The 17,946-nt window shown below is 56.9% G+C and carries 13 protein-coding genes; 3 read left to right on the top strand and 10 right to left on the bottom strand.

Annotated features, from left to right (window positions below):
* Positions 1 to 72: 72 nt before the first annotated feature.
* Positions 73 to 1,452, top strand: a complete 1,380-nt coding sequence (locus B5F76_RS00720; protein ID WP_087349670.1) for a sodium-dependent transporter — start codon at positions 73 to 75, stop codon at positions 1,450 to 1,452.
* A 78-nt stretch (positions 1,453 to 1,530) separates the two neighbouring features.
* Here B5F76_RS00720 and B5F76_RS00715 read toward each other — a convergent pair whose 3' ends face one another.
* The 9 genes from B5F76_RS00715 to lysS all read right to left on the bottom strand — a co-directional run bounded on the left by B5F76_RS00715 (position 1,531) and on the right by lysS (position 14,985).
* The gene (locus B5F76_RS00715) at positions 1,531 to 2,124 is read right to left on the bottom strand and encodes a GNAT family N-acetyltransferase (protein ID WP_087349668.1); all 594 of its coding nucleotides are present in this window, start codon (positions 2,122 to 2,124) and stop codon (positions 1,531 to 1,533) included.
* Between the two features lie 108 nt (positions 2,125 to 2,232).
* Positions 2,233 to 3,504: a DUF362 domain-containing protein gene (locus tag B5F76_RS00710; RefSeq protein WP_087349666.1), complete on the bottom strand. Its 1,272-nt coding sequence runs from the start codon at positions 3,502 to 3,504 to the stop codon at positions 2,233 to 2,235.
* Between the two features lie 84 nt (positions 3,505 to 3,588).
* Positions 3,589 to 5,052, bottom strand: a complete 1,464-nt coding sequence (locus B5F76_RS00705) for an SLC13 family permease (protein ID WP_087349663.1) — start codon at positions 5,050 to 5,052, stop codon at positions 3,589 to 3,591.
* A gap of 110 nt (positions 5,053 to 5,162) precedes the next feature.
* A complete protein-coding gene (locus tag B5F76_RS00700; protein ID WP_087349662.1) occupies positions 5,163 to 6,314 on the bottom strand; it encodes a (Fe-S)-binding protein in 1,152 nt (383 codons plus the stop codon).
* A gap of 15 nt (positions 6,315 to 6,329) precedes the next feature.
* A complete protein-coding gene (locus tag B5F76_RS00695; RefSeq protein ID WP_087349660.1) occupies positions 6,330 to 7,703 on the bottom strand; it encodes an FAD-binding oxidoreductase in 1,374 nt (457 codons plus the stop codon).
* A gap of 555 nt (positions 7,704 to 8,258) precedes the next feature.
* Positions 8,259 to 11,000 (bottom strand): outer membrane protein assembly factor BamA, encoded by a 2,742-nt coding sequence (bamA, locus tag B5F76_RS00690; protein WP_239406902.1) that lies wholly within the window; start codon positions 10,998 to 11,000, stop codon positions 8,259 to 8,261.
* A 506-nt stretch (positions 11,001 to 11,506) separates the two neighbouring features.
* Complete coding sequence (locus B5F76_RS00685) at positions 11,507 to 12,184, bottom strand: ABC transporter ATP-binding protein (protein WP_087349656.1); 678 nt, start codon at positions 12,182 to 12,184, stop codon at positions 11,507 to 11,509.
* Positions 12,181 to 13,410 (bottom strand): lipoprotein-releasing ABC transporter permease subunit, encoded by a 1,230-nt coding sequence (locus B5F76_RS00680; protein ID WP_087349654.1) that lies wholly within the window; start codon positions 13,408 to 13,410, stop codon positions 12,181 to 12,183. Before B5F76_RS00680 ends, B5F76_RS00685 begins: the two co-directional genes overlap by 4 nt.
* Before the next feature lie 72 nt (positions 13,411 to 13,482).
* Positions 13,483 to 14,985, bottom strand: a complete 1,503-nt coding sequence (lysS, locus tag B5F76_RS00675) for a lysine--tRNA ligase (RefSeq protein WP_087350211.1) — start codon at positions 14,983 to 14,985, stop codon at positions 13,483 to 13,485.
* Between the two features lie 458 nt (positions 14,986 to 15,443).
* Between lysS and B5F76_RS00670 the strand changes: the two genes are divergently transcribed.
* Together B5F76_RS00670 and B5F76_RS00665 are read left to right on the top strand one after the other, a co-directional pair.
* Entirely contained in the window at positions 15,444 to 16,028 is a 585-nt protein-coding gene (locus B5F76_RS00670; RefSeq protein ID WP_239406901.1) for a glycine cleavage system protein R, read from the top strand.
* 25 nt (positions 16,029 to 16,053) lie between these two features.
* Entirely contained in the window at positions 16,054 to 17,436 is a 1,383-nt protein-coding gene (locus B5F76_RS00665) for a PFL family protein (protein WP_087349652.1), read from the top strand.
* 135 nt (positions 17,437 to 17,571) lie between these two features.
* Here the strand turns inward: B5F76_RS00665 and yjgA are convergent, their stop codons facing one another.
* On the bottom strand, positions 17,572 to 17,904 hold the full coding sequence (gene yjgA / locus B5F76_RS00660) for a ribosome biogenesis factor YjgA (RefSeq protein ID WP_144268348.1): 333 nt from the start codon (positions 17,902 to 17,904) through the stop codon (positions 17,572 to 17,574).
* Between the last annotated feature and the right edge of the window lie 42 nt (positions 17,905 to 17,946).

Genomic DNA, 17,946 nt, shown 5'->3' with positions numbered 1-17,946 from the left:
TTCCAGGCTTTGCGGGACAGGGCAATTTTCTGTTCACTGGCAGGATTTTCCTGCAGGCAACAAGGAGTTATCATGGCTCGCGAGCGTCTGGCTTCACGCCTGGGCTTTATCTTTCTTTCCGCAGGCTGTGCCATCGGCCTTGGCAACGTGTGGCGCTTCCCCTACATCACAGGCGAGTACGGGGGAGCTCTCTTTGTTTTGGTCTACATTTTCTTCCTTCTGGTCATGGGCATACCCATCCTGACCATGGAGTTTTCCATAGGCAGGGCGTCTAGGCGCAACATGGGCGATGCCCTGCGCTACCTTGAACCCAAGGGCACGCACTGGCACGGCATAGGCTGGTTTCCGCTTGTGGGCGGCTACTGCCTCATGATGTTCTACATTCCGGTCTCGGGCTGGATCGTCTCCTACTGCTACTACATGGCCTCTGGCGCCATGGCAGGCCTTGATCCGAACGGGGTACGGCTTTTCTTCGACAACATGTTGCAGGAGCCTGTCAGCATGACAGGGTGGTCCTTGCTTGTCCTTGTCGTAAGCATTGTTGTCTGTGGCCTTGGCGTGCGCCGCGGCCTTGAGCCCGTGGTCAAGGTCATGATGCTGGGCCTGCTCTTTGTCATCGTGGGCCTTGCCATACGTTCCCTGACCCTTGAGGGTGCTACCGAGGGGCTTGCCTTCTACCTTGCCCCGGACTTCGAGCGCATGAAGGAATCAGGCATCATGAATGCCATTTCGGCAGCCATGAACCAGTCCTTTTTTACGCTGTCCATCGGCATGGGCGGAATGATGATCTTCGGCAGCTACTTCGACAACAGAAAGAGCCTTGGCAACGAGTCCATCCTCATAGTCATCCTGGACACCTTCGTGGCCATTACGGCAGGCCTCATCATCTTTCCTGCCTGCTTTGCCTTTGACGTGAAGCCGGACAGCGGCCCGAGCCTCATTTTCATCACCCTTCCCAACATCTTCAACGCCATGGAGGGCGGACGCTTCTGGGGCTGCCTCTTCTTTGTCTTCATGAGCTGCGCAGCAGTGACCACTGTCATTGGCGTCATAGAGAATATCATCTCCTACAGCATGGACGTGTGGGGCTGGACGCGCAAAAAGTCCACCTGGGTGCACTGCATTTGCCTTGCTGTCCTCATGATGCCCTGCATCCTGGGCTTCAATGTCTTGAGCGACATTGCACCCTTTGGTCCCGGCAGCACCATCATGGACGTGGAAGACTTTATCGTGAGCAACAACGTGCTCACACTGGGCTCGCTCATCATGCTTGTCTTTTGCACAAGCAGGTACGGATGGGGCTGGAACAACTTTGTTGCCGAGGCTGACAAGGGCGATGGCCTGAAGTTTCCCCACTGGCTGCGTCCCTTCCTCACCTATGTCCTGCCCATAGTTGTCTTTATCCTCTTTGTGCAGGGCTATATAGACAAGTTCTCCTATCTCTTCGAATAGAAGATCGAATAGAAATGCGTCCCATTGGGATGCAAGAATATAGGGAGGGTGATGCGTTCATCCTCCCCTTTGTATTGCTCAAGCTTTCTCCACAAAGTGCACGCTGCTCTCTTCCCAGTAGCGTCTGTACACAAAGTCCTTGTCCGCCGAGAGATTGAGCTGGTACATTCTGAAGGTGGCAGGGAAGTTCTTGGGCTGCCAGAGCTCTTCGTAGGAGTATTGATAGCTCATGCCTAGCTTTTGCATGACGCGTCCGCTGCCAGGATTGTTGGTGTCGTGGGTTGCCGTCACATAGGGTACGCCATCTTCTTTGAGGCGCGCGAGAAGGGTCCTGCCCGCCTCGGTCGCAAGGCCCCTGTTCCAGAAGGAGCTGAGCAGCCCGTAGCCAAGGTCGTGATTGTCCTCCATGGAGGCGTGCATGTAGCCAACAGGAACATTGTCGTCCTTGAGGCAGATGGCGTAGGCGTAGCCCTGTTCCTTCTCGTAGACGGCAGCGTACCTTTCCTGAAACATCGCTCTCGCCTCGTCCATGTTCCTCACAGGAAACCAGGGAAGAAAGGTGTTTGTCTCGACATCGCTGTATATCCGGAAAAAGGCCTCCATATCGCTGGCATCGTGTTCCCGGAATCGGCGCAAGCGAAGGCGTTCGGTGTGAAGTTCGGGCGTGTTCATGCGTCACAAAAAACTGAAAATCAGCAGGAGGGGCGAGTGTCAGACGAGCAGTCGCCCCTCCTGCTGCAATCATGGCTTGGATGTGGCTTTTGTGCAGAACCTTTGCCGCTAGTGCTTCAGGCGGCGTACAAGGCGGCCTTCCTCGTCAAAGGCCACTTCCTGAGGATCTCCCAGGATCTCGTAGCGACTTTTGTCTGTGAGTTCCCTCAGTACTGCAGGGCTGACCATGCATTCCGTGAGATACAAAGTGTTTGGTACCTGCACGATGCGCACCTCTTCTGTCGGTATGCTGCGCAGGCAGAACATCATGGTCTCAAGAGTCTCTCTTTCCGTGGCAAACCACATGGGGAAAAAGGCCCTTGTGACAAAGGTCGTAGTCAGATTGTTGAGGTACGTTGCCTTGCGATCAATCTTCTTGATCAGTGCCTCTGTGACAAAGTCTGCAAGGCCTATGCCTGTGGCATTGCCGTGCGAGGCCTCGGAAAGATCAAGCACACTGACGTAGCGTATGCTTGTGGGCGTATCCATCTCGGGTTCGCCTGTTATGCGCAGCCTTCCTATGATGTTGGTGTCTATACCAGTGCCGGTGAAGTTCTTGCCCATTTCCTCGACAATCAGGCCGTGCAGATTGGGTACGGGCAGGGCTGGCATAAGGCTCTTGGACCAGGAAAGCAGGCTGATTTCGGATTCGATCATGTCCTCTGCCATGATGGCCTGGACCTTGGCCGTTTCCTCGTACCCGTTTTCTACAATGGCCACACCGCCAATGACAGGCATCTTGTCCAGGATGACCTTTGAAACCTCCACCAAGAGTCTTGGCAGTTCGGACTGGCCGCGGCTGTGAAACTGGCCTGCACCCGCAGGGCCGCCAAGGCCCACCACAAGTTCCTTGCACATGCCGGATTCGACACAGCCCTTGAAAGACGTGTGGGTCTTGATTCTGTTGATGGGAATGAGGATGTCCACATCGAAGGCAGACTCAAGCATGTAGGCCACAAGGCCGTCGGGGGTCTGGCCTATGGCACGACAGTTGGCGCAGGCGACAATCTCCGCACCCATAGCCTCTTCGGTGATGCCAAGGCTGTCCAGCACTTCCTTTTGTCCTTCAGGGGTACCGCCCCCGTGGCTTCCCATTGCAGCCAGAAGAACAGGCGTTGCCTTGCAGGCCTTTACCTCGTCCACTGCAGCACGCAGAAAATCCACAATATGGTTTATGCCGCGGCTGCCTGCGGTAATACCCACTTTTGTCCCGGGCCTTATGCGGGGGGCAAGCCTGCGCATGGCATCATGCATGTCTGCCACGGGATCCGCAAGGCGGGGCCTTGGAAAAATCTGCCTGACAGGTGCCAGTGGGGGCAGGGGTCTCAAGGTGTTGGACATGGCAGGCCTCCTTTGCAATGCGGCCCGGACCTGCGCGAGCCGGGCCATTTTCTAACGTATGTGTCGGCCAAACGGATGGCTTTGCTAGAACAGACCAATGAGCGGGAACCAGACTACTGCCGCTATGGCCCAGACAATCCAGGCGAAAAGCCCGACTGCCACCGAGGCCTTGATTTGCTCGCTGACAGTGAAGTAGCCGGAGCCGTACATAATGATATTGCCCATGGTGTTGAAGGGCAAAAAGAGCGCGTAGCCCATGAGTATGGCCTGAGGCAGCACAAAGGCGACCACGTTGAAGCCAAGTGTTTGCGCAAGGCTGATATAGATGGGGATCATGACGCCAGCCATGGCCGTGGTGGTAGACCATATGCAATGGCTGAAGATGGAAAAGCCCATCAAGAGGATACACAGGGGCAGCATGGAAATGTCTGTAAGACCCATGGCATCAAGGCAGGAGCGTATGACCCATTCGAAGGCCTTGCTCTTGCTGAGAACACCGGACAGGGTAATGACGCCACCAAAGTAGATGAACAGCTCCCAGGGAATGGACTTTTGCGCCTGCTTCCAGGAAAGCACGCCAATGCCGGGCATGAGAATCAGGACACTGACAACAAAGGCCACCATGGTGGAATTGAAGTGATGCCACATGTCCGTGGCCCACAGGAGCAGGGCCAGAAGGAAGTACAAGAGAGCCTTCTTTTCCATGATGGAAAGCGGGCCCATGGCAGCAAGTTCCCTGTCGATGTACTCAAGACCGCCGGGAATGCTCTTCATCTCTGGCTTGTAGATAGCACAGACTACGTACATGCTGCCCACAAGGATGATGATGGTTGCCGGCAGCGAGGCAAGAGCCCAGAAGCCCCAGGATGTCTGCGCCGTGGCAGTGCCCACTGCGGCTATGATCATGCCTATGGCCAGGGGATTGGGAATGGTTGCAGTCAGAAAGCCGCCTGCCGTGATGTTGGAGGAGAAGGTGTTGCAGAGGAAGAGGGCCTTGCCAAAGCTGCTTGTCCCCTTTTCGGCCTTGTAGGCCTGGGCCACACCCTCGACAATGGGGAGCATGGCAGCAGTTCTGGCCGTGTTGGACGGGGTCAGGGGGGAGACAACAAGGTTTGCCAGCATGGGGGCCAGGATGGCTCCTGCAGGCTTCTTGCCGAAACGCTTGAGAAGAAGCAGTGCTATGCGTCTGGCCATACCGGTCTCAGTCATGGCTATGGAGATGATAAAGCCTGTGATGAGCATCCACAGCGATGGCGACGTAAAGCCTGCCAGAGCAAAACTCGCATTGTGTATGAGAACGCCATCCTTCATGGCGCCCGTTGCATTGCCAACCCAGAAGTAGAGCATGACCGTGATGATGAAACTGCTTGTGGCAACGGACACGCTCAAAGTGATCCACAGGACTACAGAACCGGCAAAGATGGTTAGAAGCTTGTGCTGAACAATGTTCATACCCTCCGGGGTTGGCAGAAGCCATACCAGAAGGGCAACAGCCAGGGCCACAAAGTTCCCGTACTTCTTGCCATAATATTCAAAATTTTGTGCCATGGTCGACTCCGTTCTTGCTCCCAAAAAAGAGAGCTTCCAAATGGCATGGACCCGAAACCAGGTCCCGGGTTTCTCCCCTGTGTCTTTTCTGTTTTTCCTGAAGGTGTAGTCTAGTCCGCTGTATCGCAGACATCGAGCCAGTGTCTGACCTCCCTGTCCTTTTCTGCCTCCCCTGCCAGCTGCATGACGCAGCCGCTGCATCCTGTGAGAATTTCCCTGCATTCCCCGGGCATCTTGTCGAGACAGGCTCTTGCCATTGCTGCCGAAAGCCCTGCATCCGACATCTTGAGTATGCCGCCCATGCCGCAGCAAAGCCCTGTCCCCTTTCTTACTTCAAGCCCCTTTGCAAGAAGGGGCTTGTCTTCATCCCTGCCATTCCAGTGGCAGGGCTCGTGGTAGCCAACGATCTTTGGTGCATTGGCTGTTCTTGTGATAACAGGGTCTGTCAGAAGAAGCGAGAGCGGAAGAACACGTTCCTGCCACAGGGCAATATCCTCCCTGTTGTCCATGTGTGCAGCATAGGAGTGCAGGCTGTGCAGACAGGAAGCGCAGAAAGTGGCAACAAGGGGCTCGCCCATGTCCTTCCAGACCCTGATGTTGTGTTCCCTGACCTCTGCCTCTGCCTTGTATGCGCCTGCGTGATGCAGTGTGCCCCCGCAGCAGACAAAGTCGTTGCTGTCGATGACCACATAGCCCCAATGCCTCAGAAGCCTTGCGGCCTTTTCAGTCCAGGCAGGTCTTGCGTACTTTGCCGTACAGCCGGAAAAGACCATGACCCTTTTGGATGCGACCCTGCTTGCAGGCTTTAAGGTAAACCAGGGGGCAGGGGCAGGCTTTGCCACAAGGGAGCGTGCCATATTGATGAGCCCCCCAATGTCGCCGGAGTTTGTCATGCCCTTAGGGATCAGCATGGCCATGCGGCCAGCCATGGGCCAGAGGCCACCCATGGCCCTGATCCACATCTGCCACATGAACTGTGTCCAGTGCGGATTGCGACTTCTCACATCAGCCAGAAGTTCTGCAGTGGAAAGCTTCCTCGCACAGACCCTGGCGCATCTGCCGCATCCTGCGCACAGACGGGAGAGCTTTCGCACCCTCTCCCACGCAAGCTCCTCCGGGACGGGTATGCCGTTGCCGTATTCCGGATCAAGAGGTTCCATGAGGATACGCTTGCCCTTGGGTGCGTATTCCTCGCGACCAAACATGGCGTATACCGGGCAGACTCTCAGGCATTCACCACACTGCGTGCATCCTCGTTTCATAACTGTCCCCCGTCATCAGAAGGCCTTGCCGGGATTCATGATACCGGTAGGATCAAAGACCCTGCGCATGGCCTGCATGAGTTCGCGTTCGCGGGGTGGGATCTGCAGGGACACGTCCTTGAGACAGCCTCCGCCGTGCTCGCCGGAAAGGCTTCCGCCAAACTCCAGCACTGCGTGATCGAGCTCATGATGGGTTTTCTGGGTACGCGCCGCATCATCGGGATCCGAAGCGTCGTAGTGGAGGTTGGCGTGTATGTTGCCGTCTCCGGCATGCCCGAAGCCTATGAGCCTCTTGCCATTGGACGCTGCAATCTCCTCAAAGCGCCTCAGGGCTGCCAGAAGAGATCCTCTGGGAACTGCCATGTCCCCGCCTATGCGGTCTGGGCCAAGCACGTAGGACCCCGCAGAGATGCGACGGCGTATGGCCCAGAGCCTGTCTTCTTCCTCCTTGCCAACGCCTTCGATGCGCCAGAGGGCATCGTCCAGCTGACGGTAGAGCCTTGCCTTTTCGTAGGGAACGCTGTCTGCGCTGCCATCAACCTGGAACAAGAGCATGGAGTGCACGCTCTTTGGCCAGATGACCTCGCCTGTCTTAGCCAGGACTTCCAAAACAGTCTCGTTCATGAATTCGACAGCACAGGGCAATATGCCTGCGTGGAAGACCTTGGCCATGGATTTCATGGCATCGTCCAGGGATGCATAGCCGGCCAGCACCGAGGCGGAAAGCTCAGGCAAGGGCAGAAGCTTCAGGTAGAGCTTTGTTACGATGCCGAGTGTTCCCTCGCTGCCCACAAAGAGCCTTGCCATATCAAGGCCTATGACATCCTTGTGGCAGCGTCCGCCAAAATGAACAATGTCGCCCCCTGGCAACACGGCTTCAACGCCAAGAACGTAGTCCCTGGTTACGCCGTACTTGACTGCCCTGAGTCCGCCAGCACAGGTAATGACATTGCCACCGACACTGGTGGCCTTGCCGCTTGCGGGATCGGGCGGGTAGAAAAGCCTTTTTTTCGCGCACTCTGCCTGCAAAAACGCAGTGTTTACACCTGGCTCGACAACAGCCACAAAGTCTGTGTCGGAAATATCAAGGATTTTATCCATGCCCAGCATGGAGACCACAATGCCGGGCACTGTGGGCACACAGCCGCCGGAAAGGCTGGTACCGCGACCGCGCGGGTGCACAGCCACGTTTTCCTTTTGAGCCCAGTGCATGAATTTCGAGAGTTCCTCTGTGTTGCGCGGGCGGTACATTGCAAGGACCGTACCGACCTTGAGACTTGCGTCGGATGCGTAGACGCGCAAAACCTCGGGTGAAAAGGAAACGGCATCTCCAAAGGTGTCCGTCAAAAAACGCTTCTGGGTATCATTCAGACTTGTGACTGTAGACATGGGAACTCCTTGTCGGCGGGTATCCATGACGCCAATTGTCCCTGCAAATCTGGACACATCTGGATACATCACAGCAATCCGGATTTGTACGGGGTTTTGTCTGCAGATATGGAATATGGGGGAGAGACAGGACAAATGTTTGCTAATCCGGGCCTTGTCTGCCAATGATCGGTTTCTTTGCCACTGAAGTGGGGGGATGGGCTTCACCGGTCAGGTCTTGTGCCATTTGTCCTGGTGCAAGTGAGGGGGGATGAAGGCAAATCAGGATTGCCCGTTTCACAGGATGTGGTGCTGTTTGAAAAAGCGGTGCGGGGAATGGAAGTGTCTCTCTAGCCTGATTGCAAAAAGCGCGAAAAGAGATAGCCCCATAGTGACATGTTTCACATGAGGACGCAAGAAACGTTGCAAATTTTTGTGAAACATGCGCTGTGCCCCTGGGGCAAGCAAGGCCAATGCATATGGCTGTATGGTTGCGGGTGCGTCTCCAGCAAGAGGGCGCAAAAAAAGAGGAACAGGCTGTAAAAGCCTGTTCCTCATGCATTGCTTGGCCCTGGTCTAGAAGAACTGACCCATGCTGAATTCGAGACGTCCGGGTTCCCTTTCGCCGTCAAGGTCCTTCTTGAGCGGGATACCGTAGGCTATGCGCAGATCGCCCATGGGCGAACGCCAGCGCAGTTCCAGACCTGCGGAGTAGACCCAGTAGTCGTCGAAGTCCAGGGCAAGTCTCTGGCCATCGTCCGAGCTGTAGTTGAAGCCGATATCGAAGAAGGGCACAAGGGCAAGGCCCATATCCTTCTGGAAGGTCCACACATATTCAAGGTTGAGCACACCCATGCGGTCACCACCGATGACGTCGTGCTCGTAGCGCGGATCCTGGGAACGCGGGGACGCGTCTGTGTAGGAGTAGCCGCGCACAGTGTCCATGCCGCCCACGTAGAAGCGTTCGAATACCGGGATTCTGGAGCCAGTGTTCTCGAACACGCCGCCCAGGCGTGCGCGCAGATGGATGGTGTTTTGCGGATTGAAGGAATAGAAGCCCTGCCAGTCGGCCACGACCTTCACGAAGTTGTCCGTGCCGCCGAGGCCGCCGCCGCCCCATTCGCCCCATATCCTGGCGATGGTGCCGCGGGTGGGACGCTCGCGATCGTCCGTGGTATCGCGGGTGATGCGCGCGCCAAAGGCACTGGTCCAGTTCACGCCCTTGTAGTCCGTGATGTACGGGGAGGCGTTGTGGTCCACGTCGTAGATTTCGTAGCGTTCCAGACGGTAGCTCACGCCAACCGAGGTGTATTCGCCGATGGGGTAGGCGAAGCGGATGGTGTCGCCTATGGTGTCACGGGTGAAGCTGTCCCAGTAGTCGTGCAGATAGTAAAGGTCGTTGCCGAAGGACAGGTCCGTGTCGTAGACCCTGGGGTTGTTGAAGGTCAGTGTGCCCGAAGTGCGGCGCCAGGAGAAGAAGCCGCTCAGGGCCAGCTGGTAGCCGCGACCAAAGAGGTTGCGCTCCATGATGCTGGCGTTGACGCCCACGTCAAAGTAGGTGGAATAGCCTATGCCTGCCATGAGGGCGCCGGTATTGGCTTCCTTGACCTTGACCTTCAGATCCACCTGATCCTCGGATTCGGTGGGCACAAGTTCCGTGTCCAGGGCAGAGAAGTAGCGCAGGCGGTTCAGTCGCTCCGTGGATCTGCGCAGCTTTGCTCCCTCGTAGGGGTCTCCGTCACCCAGGCGCATTTCACGCAGGATGACGTTGTCCCTGGTCTTGAGGTTGCCTTCGACAAGAAGCCTGCGCACAAAGATTTTCTGACGCTTGTTGATCACGTAGCAGACATTGACCGTACCCGGCTTGTCGTCCGGCTTGATCACGCGCGTGTCCACTTCTGCGTAGGCATAGCCCTGGTCGTTGTAGTAGTTTTGCAGGCGCTTTGCGTCTTCCTGCATGACAGTCAGGGAGAAGTAGGAGTTTTCTGCCTTCCACTCGTCCATCTCGACGAGTTTTTCCATGTTCTCCTGCGTGTCAAGGACGTCGCCGGCAAAGGAAACTTCATTGACATTGTAGCGCGGGCCCTCGCTCACAGGGAAGATGATGTGAATGCCGTCTTCCTTGTAGTCGACCTCCGGGGCACCCACCTGCATGTCCACATAGCCTTCGTTCAGGCCGTAGGCTGCGATGGCGTTGGTGTCACGCTCGAGATACTCTTCCTTGAGAACACCGGAGCCTGTGATCCAGGAGAAGAGGCCACGCTCGCGCAGGGCCATGTATTTTTCCATATCGCTCTGCTTGAGCTCTTTTAAGCCATCCACCTTCACTTCCGTGATGTAGAGCTTGTTGCCCTCGTTCACGTTGATGACAAGGATGGTGCCGCGCCTGCCAGTCCTGTCCTCGAAGCGGTAGGTGGGCTTTGCAAGGTAGTAGCCTTCCTTGCGGTAGAGTTCGGTTATGCGCTGCAGATCCTCGGCCAGGGTCTGCTCGTTCAGGACGTTGCCCGTGCGGGTCGTCATGGCAGCAATGATGTCTTCCTGGTCGATTGCGCTGGCGCCCTCGACAATGATGTTGTCGATGCGGGGCTTTTCCACCACGTCAAAGACCAGCACATTGCCTTCCATGTGGGCCTGCACATCCGTGAAATAGCCCATTTCCCACAGGCGCATCACTTCCTGATTGATGGCGTTTGCGTCCGGGGAGTCACCCTTGCGGATGGTAAGGCGCATGAGCACGACATCCGGGTCCATGTTGCGCAGACCGCGCACCTGCACGTCTGCAAGGCCCTTGCCCGAAGTGGGCAGATTCATGGGCACAAGCTGGGCAGGGGCAGGCTCCGCGGGCTTGGCCGGGGTCGCCGGTTCGGGAGCTGCAGCCGGTGTTGCGACGGGATTCAGGGTCGCTGCCGTACGGGAGGCAAGCTGGGTGGAAGCCTCGGCAAGGTCCGTCATGTTCGGGCGGACAAATCTTGCGGGCACAGGCCTTGCGCCGGAAACGGGCACAATGCGCGTATCCATGACAAAGCCTCGCCCATCCTGGGTGAAGGCGCCGTAGATAACGACGTCTGCGCCGGCAGTGACGCCGAGCTGTCTGGCTGCTGCCAGATCAAGGGTTTTGAGCCCGGACTCGCGGTATATGGCCGTGGACTTTTCCATGGACAGGGGACGCATCCCCTGTGCGGCCAGCTTTTCCACGATGGACATGGGCACTGCGTGGACCGCGTCCGGAAGTTCAGGGCCTGCCTGCACGGCGAAGGGCAGAACCAGAACTGTCTCTCCCTTGGCCTGCGCTGCTGTTGCGCCAGTCAGAAAAAGCATGAGGGCGCAAACGGCACTAAGGGCACAACGGAACAGACGTTTGCTTCGCGTATATCTTGTCATCAAATGCTACACAGCGTCGTCCCTGTGACAAATTCCCTGCCATGGGGGCAGGGTTTGCGGCAAGGAAAACGCTGATCCTCCCGTAAGTTCGGCGTGCGGGCGCAAGAAAGGGCCCGCAAAAATCCTGAAAGGCGGATATGGGCAAAAGTCCGTAAAAAGCGGACAACGGCACTTCATAGCAGAAGAAGCCCCGCCCTTGCAAGATTGGGAAAAAGACAAAAAAGCTCCCGGTTTTGGCACACCTGGATTCGTTGGCTGCCTACTCCCGAGAGCACTATTAGCATATGTTTGGTAAAGCTTATGTTGAATCTATAATATGCCTTGCTTTTTTGTGTCAAGCATCAAAAAGAACGGAAAACAATGTAACTTATTAAAATACTTGAGAAATAACAGAGTGCGGGGCCGGAAATTTCGGGCTGTGCCAATGCTCCGTTACTGGTACATCAGGCCTCGAAGAGAAGTCCCTGCCTGAGCTCAAGGCATCTGTCCATGCTGCGGGCAAGCTCCCTGTTGTGGGTGACCACAACCATGGTCATGCCAAGCTCGCGGTTGAGTTCGCGCAAGAGGTTCGCCACCTGCTGCCCGGTCGCCTCGTCGAGATTGCCTGTGGGTTCGTCCGCAAGCAGAACACTCGGGCGCAGCACCAGGGCTCTGGCTATGGCAACGCGCTGCCTCTCGCCTCCAGAGAGGTTGGTCACCTGCGCGTGGGCCTTGTCCTTGAGGCCCACTCTTTCCAGCATATGGGCTGCCTTTTCGAAGATCTCGCCCTTGGCAACGCCTGCTATGATGCCGGGCATGGCCACGTTTTCCACAGCCGAGAATTCGGCCAGAAGATGGTGGAACTGAAAGACATAGCCGCAGGTTTTGTTGCGAAAGCGAGCCTGCTCGTCAGGGGAAAGATCTGCCATGTCCCTGCCCTGGAAGAGGACAGAGCCTGCGCTTGGGCTGTCCAGGGCACCCATGAGATGCAGGAGGGTGGATTTTCCGGAACCCGAGGCGCCCACGATGGCGAGCTGCTCCCCTTCCGCGATGTCCATGTTGACACCCTTGAGGATTTCCAGGGTCTTGCCGCCCTCGTCGTAGCTTTTGAAGACGTCGTGGAAGCTGTAGAGAGCGCTCATTCGTACCTCAGTGCCTCTGCCGGCTTCAGGCGCGAGGCCTGGCGGGCCGGATAGAGGGTGGACAAAAAGCACAGGATCATGGCCGCAGCTCCTATGATGAGCACATCGGACACAGTAATGATGATGGGCAGATGATCCAGGGTGTAGACGTTTTCCGGAAGTTTGATGAACTGGTATTTCTTGAGCAGAAAGCCCACGCCAAGGCCAAGGGCATAGCCCAAAAGCGTACCCACAAGGCCTATGATGACTCCCTGATACATGAAGATACGCCGTATCATGCCCCTTGTTGCACCCATGCTCATCATGACGGCAATGTCGCGCGTCTTTTCCATGACCAGCATGACCAGTGTTGCCACGATGGAGAAGGAGCCTATGAGCACCACCATGGCCAACAGAATGAACATGCCAATCTTTTCAAGCTTGAGCGCTGCAAAGAGGTTGGCGTTCATGTCCATCCAGCTGCGGGCATAGAAGCGGTGGCCTATGGTCGAGTTCAGGGCCGCGGTCACCTCGTCTGCCTTGAAGAGATCCGCAACAGTGATCTCAATGCCCGAGAGGTAGTCCTTCGGCATGCCCAAAAGATCCCTGCTTGCGTCAAGGGAGAGGAAGGCCAGGGACGAATCGTATTCGTACATCCCGGTCTTGAAGATGCCAACCACCACGAAAGGCCGTATGCGCGGCTGAAAGCCCGAGGTTGAGCGCTGGCCCGAGGGCGAGAGCAGATTGATGCGCGAACCCAGGGCCAGGCCAAGGCGCTTTGTGAGCTCCTCGCCAAGGATAATGCCGGGCGGCGTGTCCGCTCTTGCAAGATCCTCCACGGATCCTCTCTTGATGGTCTGCAGCATTGAAAGGACCTTGGGTGCCTGTACGGGATCGATGCCGCGCAGGATAAGGCCCTTTACACCCGTGCCGGCCGAGAGCATTACCTCGGAATAGATGAAGGGTGTAGCACCCGTGACCCCGGGGGTTGCCAGGACCTTGTCCATGACCCCGGGATCCAGGGCGAAGCCGTCCGGCAGGGTGCTCAAAACCATGCCGTGGGCATTGGCGCCCAGGATCTTTTCGCGCATGTCCGTGGTAAGCCCATTGTAGACCCCAAGGACTATGACAAGGGCTGCTACGCCAAGAGCCACGCCAAGGACCGACATGAGCGAAATGACGTAGATGAACGCCTGCTTGCGCTTGGAAAAGAGGTAGCGTCTTGCGACAAAGAATTCGAAACTCAAGGGCTTTCCTCTGGATATCTTTCCTGGCTATCCGGGCCTTTGCGGATTTTGGGCCAAAAGGGTCCTGTCCCCTTAGACTTCCGGACGCAGCAGGGGGAAGAGAAGGACTTCGCGTATGCTGGCCGAATCCGTGAGCAACATGACAAGCCGGTCTATGCCTATGCCCTGACCGGCAGCAGGAGGCATGCCGTATTCGAGGGCGCGCACAAAGTCCTCGTCCATGCAGTGGGCTTCCTCGTCGCCTGCCTTGCGCTCGCGCACCTGCTCCTCGAAGCGACAGCGCTGGTCGATGGGGTCGTTCAGTTCGGAGAAGGCGTTGGCCAGCTCCCTGCCGGTCACAAACAGCTCGAAGCGATCCACAAGCTGGGGCTTTTCGTTGTTGCGGCGCGAAAGCGGGGAGATCTCGATGGGGTATTCGTAGATGAAGGTGGGCTGAATGAGCTTTTCCTCCACGTCCAGATCAAAGAGCTGGGCGTGCAGTTTGGGAAGGGGATCGTTTTCCGGAATCTTGACGCCCCTTTCTTCGAGATAGTTCTTCACCTTCGCGTAGTTGTTGTAGAATTCTGGCGAATGTCCGCCAATCTTCTCTATGGATTCGTAGAAGGTGATCTTGTGCCAGTGTCCCTGGGTAAGGTCTATGGTTTCGCCCTGGTAGGGAACAAGGGTTGTACCGCACACCTTCATGGCCAGGCGGGCAAAGAGCTCTTCCGTCAGATCCATGAGGTCGTGGAAATTGGCGTAGGCCCAGTAGAACTCGCAGGTGGTGAATTCGGGGTTGTGGCGCGTGTCTATGCCCTCGTTGCGAAAGCAGCGGTTGAGTTCGAAGACCTTCTCGAAGCCACCAACCAACAGGCGCTTCAGGTAGAGCTCCGGGGCAATGCGCATGTACAGATCAATGTCCAGGGCATTGTGCTTCGTGATGAAGGGCTTTGCCGCAGCACCGCCCGGGATGGGATGCATCATGGGCGTTTCCACTTCCATGAAGCCCTTTTCTTCCAGGAAGCGGCGTGTTTCGCTCACGATCTGGCTTCTCTTGAGGAAGATCTCCCTGGCCTTGGGATTGACAATGAGGTCCACGTAGCGCTGGCGGTAGCGTGTCTCCGTATCCTTCAGGCCATGGTACTTTTCCGGCAGGGGACGCATGGAGCGGGTGATGAGCTTCACCTGTGTACAGGACACTGTGAGCTCGTCCGTCTTTGTGCGGAACAGATGTCCGGAAATGCCCACAATGTCGCCCACGTCCAGCTTCTTCACGAGGGTGAAGGCGTCCTGCAGGTTTTCCTTCTGGGCGTAGCACTGTATGCGGCCGGACTGGTCCTGCAGATGGAAGAAGATCACCTTGCCAAAGGAACGCAGGGAGATGATGCGGCCTGCGATGGCGACCACATCGGCCTGCTTTTCCAGCTCCTCGGCTGGCATGTTCTCGTAGTTTTCCCAGATGTAGGAAATGTCGTGTTCCTTGCGGAAGTCATTGGGAAAAAGCGGGATACCGAGATCCAGAAGATCGCAGGATTTGACAACCCTGGACTTTGTCACTTCGTTGAGAGTGCCCTTTTCGGCAAAGCTCTCGAGCATGGGCATGAAATAGGCCGCGTGCGGGGACTTTGTCCCGAGCTTGATCTTCTGCGCTGCCTTCTTCTGAGTGTTTTCCCTCTTCTCTTCCATAAAGAATGACTCCCGTGGGGGCAAAAATAGATTGAATCGACAACGTATGCCTATAATGCCATAACGTCAAGATGAACGAAAAATTGTCACATACCACACGGTTGCCTCGCCAAGGCAGGGAAAATCCCACCCGTGCAGCCCTCCTCCTTCCTGAGATTCGCAATGAGGGAAAGGTCTTTGTTGGAGCAGCCGGCAAGTGATGCAATCCATTGAAAATGCTGATTCAATGCCTTTTTACAAGCAAAACGCTCATATTGCGAAGCGCTCCTTTTTCGGCTAAACAATTTCTTTTGAGGAAAGGCGCGTCGCGCCTTTTTGGGGACAATGTCGGGCTTTCCCGCTCAAGCGCGCAGCCTGTCTCAAACAGTATGATTTTCGAGGATGCAGTCATGCAGAAGCTTTCCATATCCTTCCTGGGCAAAGACGGTCCGGGCGTCGTGGCCACTGTCTCGCAGGGCTTAAGCGACAACAAGTGCAATATCCTGCAGGTCACCCAGACCATTCTCGGCGCCGAATTTGCGGCCATTTTCATTGTTGACGTGCCGGACGATCTGACCATGGCCTTCCTGCAGCAGCGCCTCGAGGAATCCCTGCGCAGCGAGGGACATGACATCAGCGTCCTCATCCGCCAGGCCTCTGAGGGCGCCTGGAGCACAAAGCGTCCCTGCCAGCCCTATGTTGTGACTACGGACGGCCAGGACGGGCCAGGCCTCATCAGCACCATGGCTCGCGTTTTTGCGCGCCACAATGTGAACATCGAGAATCTGAAGGCCGTTCTCGGCCACGGCGGGGAGAATCACGCCCTGTTCGTGTTCGAGGTGGAAGTTCCCGAGGAGCAGGATCTCGGCCGCCTCAACAGGGAAATCCGCAGCGCGGCACGCCCTCTGAACCTGAATGTCTCCATGCAGCACAGGGACATTTTCGAGGCCATGCACCGCATCACCGATTTCTAGGGTGCGAAAACAAGCGAGGTACCACATGCTTTCAGAACGCGAAGTCATCAGCACCCTGGACATGGTGCGCAACGAGCACCTTGATGTCCGCACCGTCACTCTCGGCATCAGTCTCTTCGACTGTGTGAGCCACGACGTGGAACTCTTTATCGGCAACGTGCGGGCCAAGATCAACCGCTACGCCAACAACCTTGTGGCCGTGTGCAACGAGATCGGCGACAAGTACGGCATCCCCGTTGTCAACAAGCGCATCAGCGTGAGCCCCATCGGCGCAGTGGGCGCCCCCTTCGGTCCCAAGGACATGGTCCGCATCTGCCAGGCCCTGGACGAGGCCGCAGTGGAAGCCAAGGTGGACTTTATCGGCGGCTACTCAGCCCTGGTGGAAAAGGGCTTTGCCCGTGGCGACACAGCCCTCATTGAATCCATCCCCGAGGCCCTTGCCAGCACGCAGCGCGTGTGCTCGTCCATCAACGTGGCAAGCTCCAAGGCCGGCATCAACATGGATGCAGTTGCCCTCATGGGCAGGCAGATCCTGGCAACGGCAGCTGCCACTGCCGACAAGGGCGGCTTCGGCTGCACAAAGCTCGTTGTCTTTGCCAACATCCCCCAGGACGTACCCTTCATGGCAGGCGCCTATCTTGGCATTGGCGAGCCCGACGTTGTCATCAACGTGGGCGTTTCCGGCCCCGGTGTCGTGAAAAAGGCCATTGACAGGGCCCTTGAAAAGGGCCGACAGACTGGTCGACCCCTGAATCTCCTCGATGTGGCCGAAGTCATCAAGAAGACAGCCTACAAGGTGACGCGCGTGGGCGAGATGATCGGCAACGAGGTGGCAGCGCGCCTCGAAATCCCCTTTGGCGTGGCTGACCTCTCCCTGGCCCCCACCCCGGCAGTGGGCGACAGCGTTGGCGAAATTTTCCAGAGCTGCGGCCTTTCCGTCATGGGCGCTCCGGGCAGCACGGCTGTTCTTGCCATGCTCAATGACGCTGTGAAGAAGGGCGGCTCCTTCGCCTCTTCTTCCGTGGGCGGTCTTTCCGGCGCCTTCATCCCCGTATCCGAGGACTCCAGCATCGAGGCTGCGGCAACGTCCGGCTTCCTGAGCATGGAAAAGCTGGAAGCCCTGACCAGCGTCTGCTCTGTTGGTCTCGACATGATAGCCATTCCGGGCGACACCCCTGCCTCTGCCATCTCCGGCATCATCGCGGACGAAATGGCCATTGGCATGATCAACCACAAGACCACTGCGGTGCGCCTCATTCCCGTGCCCGGCAAGGGCGTGGGCGAGAAGGTCTCCTTCGGCGGTCTGCTCGGCGAGGCCACCATCATCCCCGTTCCCAGGGGTGATTCCTCTGCCTTCATCGGCCTTGGCGGACGCATACCGGCACCCATCCACAGTCTGAAGAACTAGGCCAGAAGCACAGGTTTCAAGTCCGGATTTTTCCGTAAAACACGCAAAAAAGGCGGGGCATGCTGTCCGACATTCGGCAGCGTACCCCGCCTTCTTGCTTTGCGGTCTCTTCCAAAAGCCCTGGAAAAATCCAGGCTACAAGACGTCGGAGGGCCTGCGTCCTTCCTCGAAAAGGGCAACTGCCTCCTGAAGGCGCTCCGTGTCGTCCTCCTCGCGCATGAGCCTTCCTATGTACTGCATCTGCCGTCTCTTGGCCTCACGGGAAGTGATGCGGGAAAGTTCACGGTAGGCTGCGAGCAGATCCGGGGATATCCCAAGCCGTTCGAGTTCGCGCAAAGGGAGTTTGGCAAGGCTTGCGCCAAGCTCCTGCAGGGCTGTGCTTTCGCGCTTTTTTTGCGAACGGCTCACGCGCTCTGTTGTATCGAAATCCTGGTTCTGGTCGTACTGGTATCTGTTCTTGCGTGCCATGGGGCCTTCCTTTGCTTTTGTGATGTAGTACCAGGGCGCGAT

Source organism: Desulfovibrio sp. An276 (genome assembly GCF_002159665.1).
GTDB classification, from domain to species: Bacteria; Desulfobacterota; Desulfovibrionia; order Desulfovibrionales; family Desulfovibrionaceae; genus Desulfovibrio; species Desulfovibrio faecigallinarum.
Note: the sequence above shows the minus strand (reverse complement) of the source record. Positions and strands in the feature narration are given on the sequence as shown.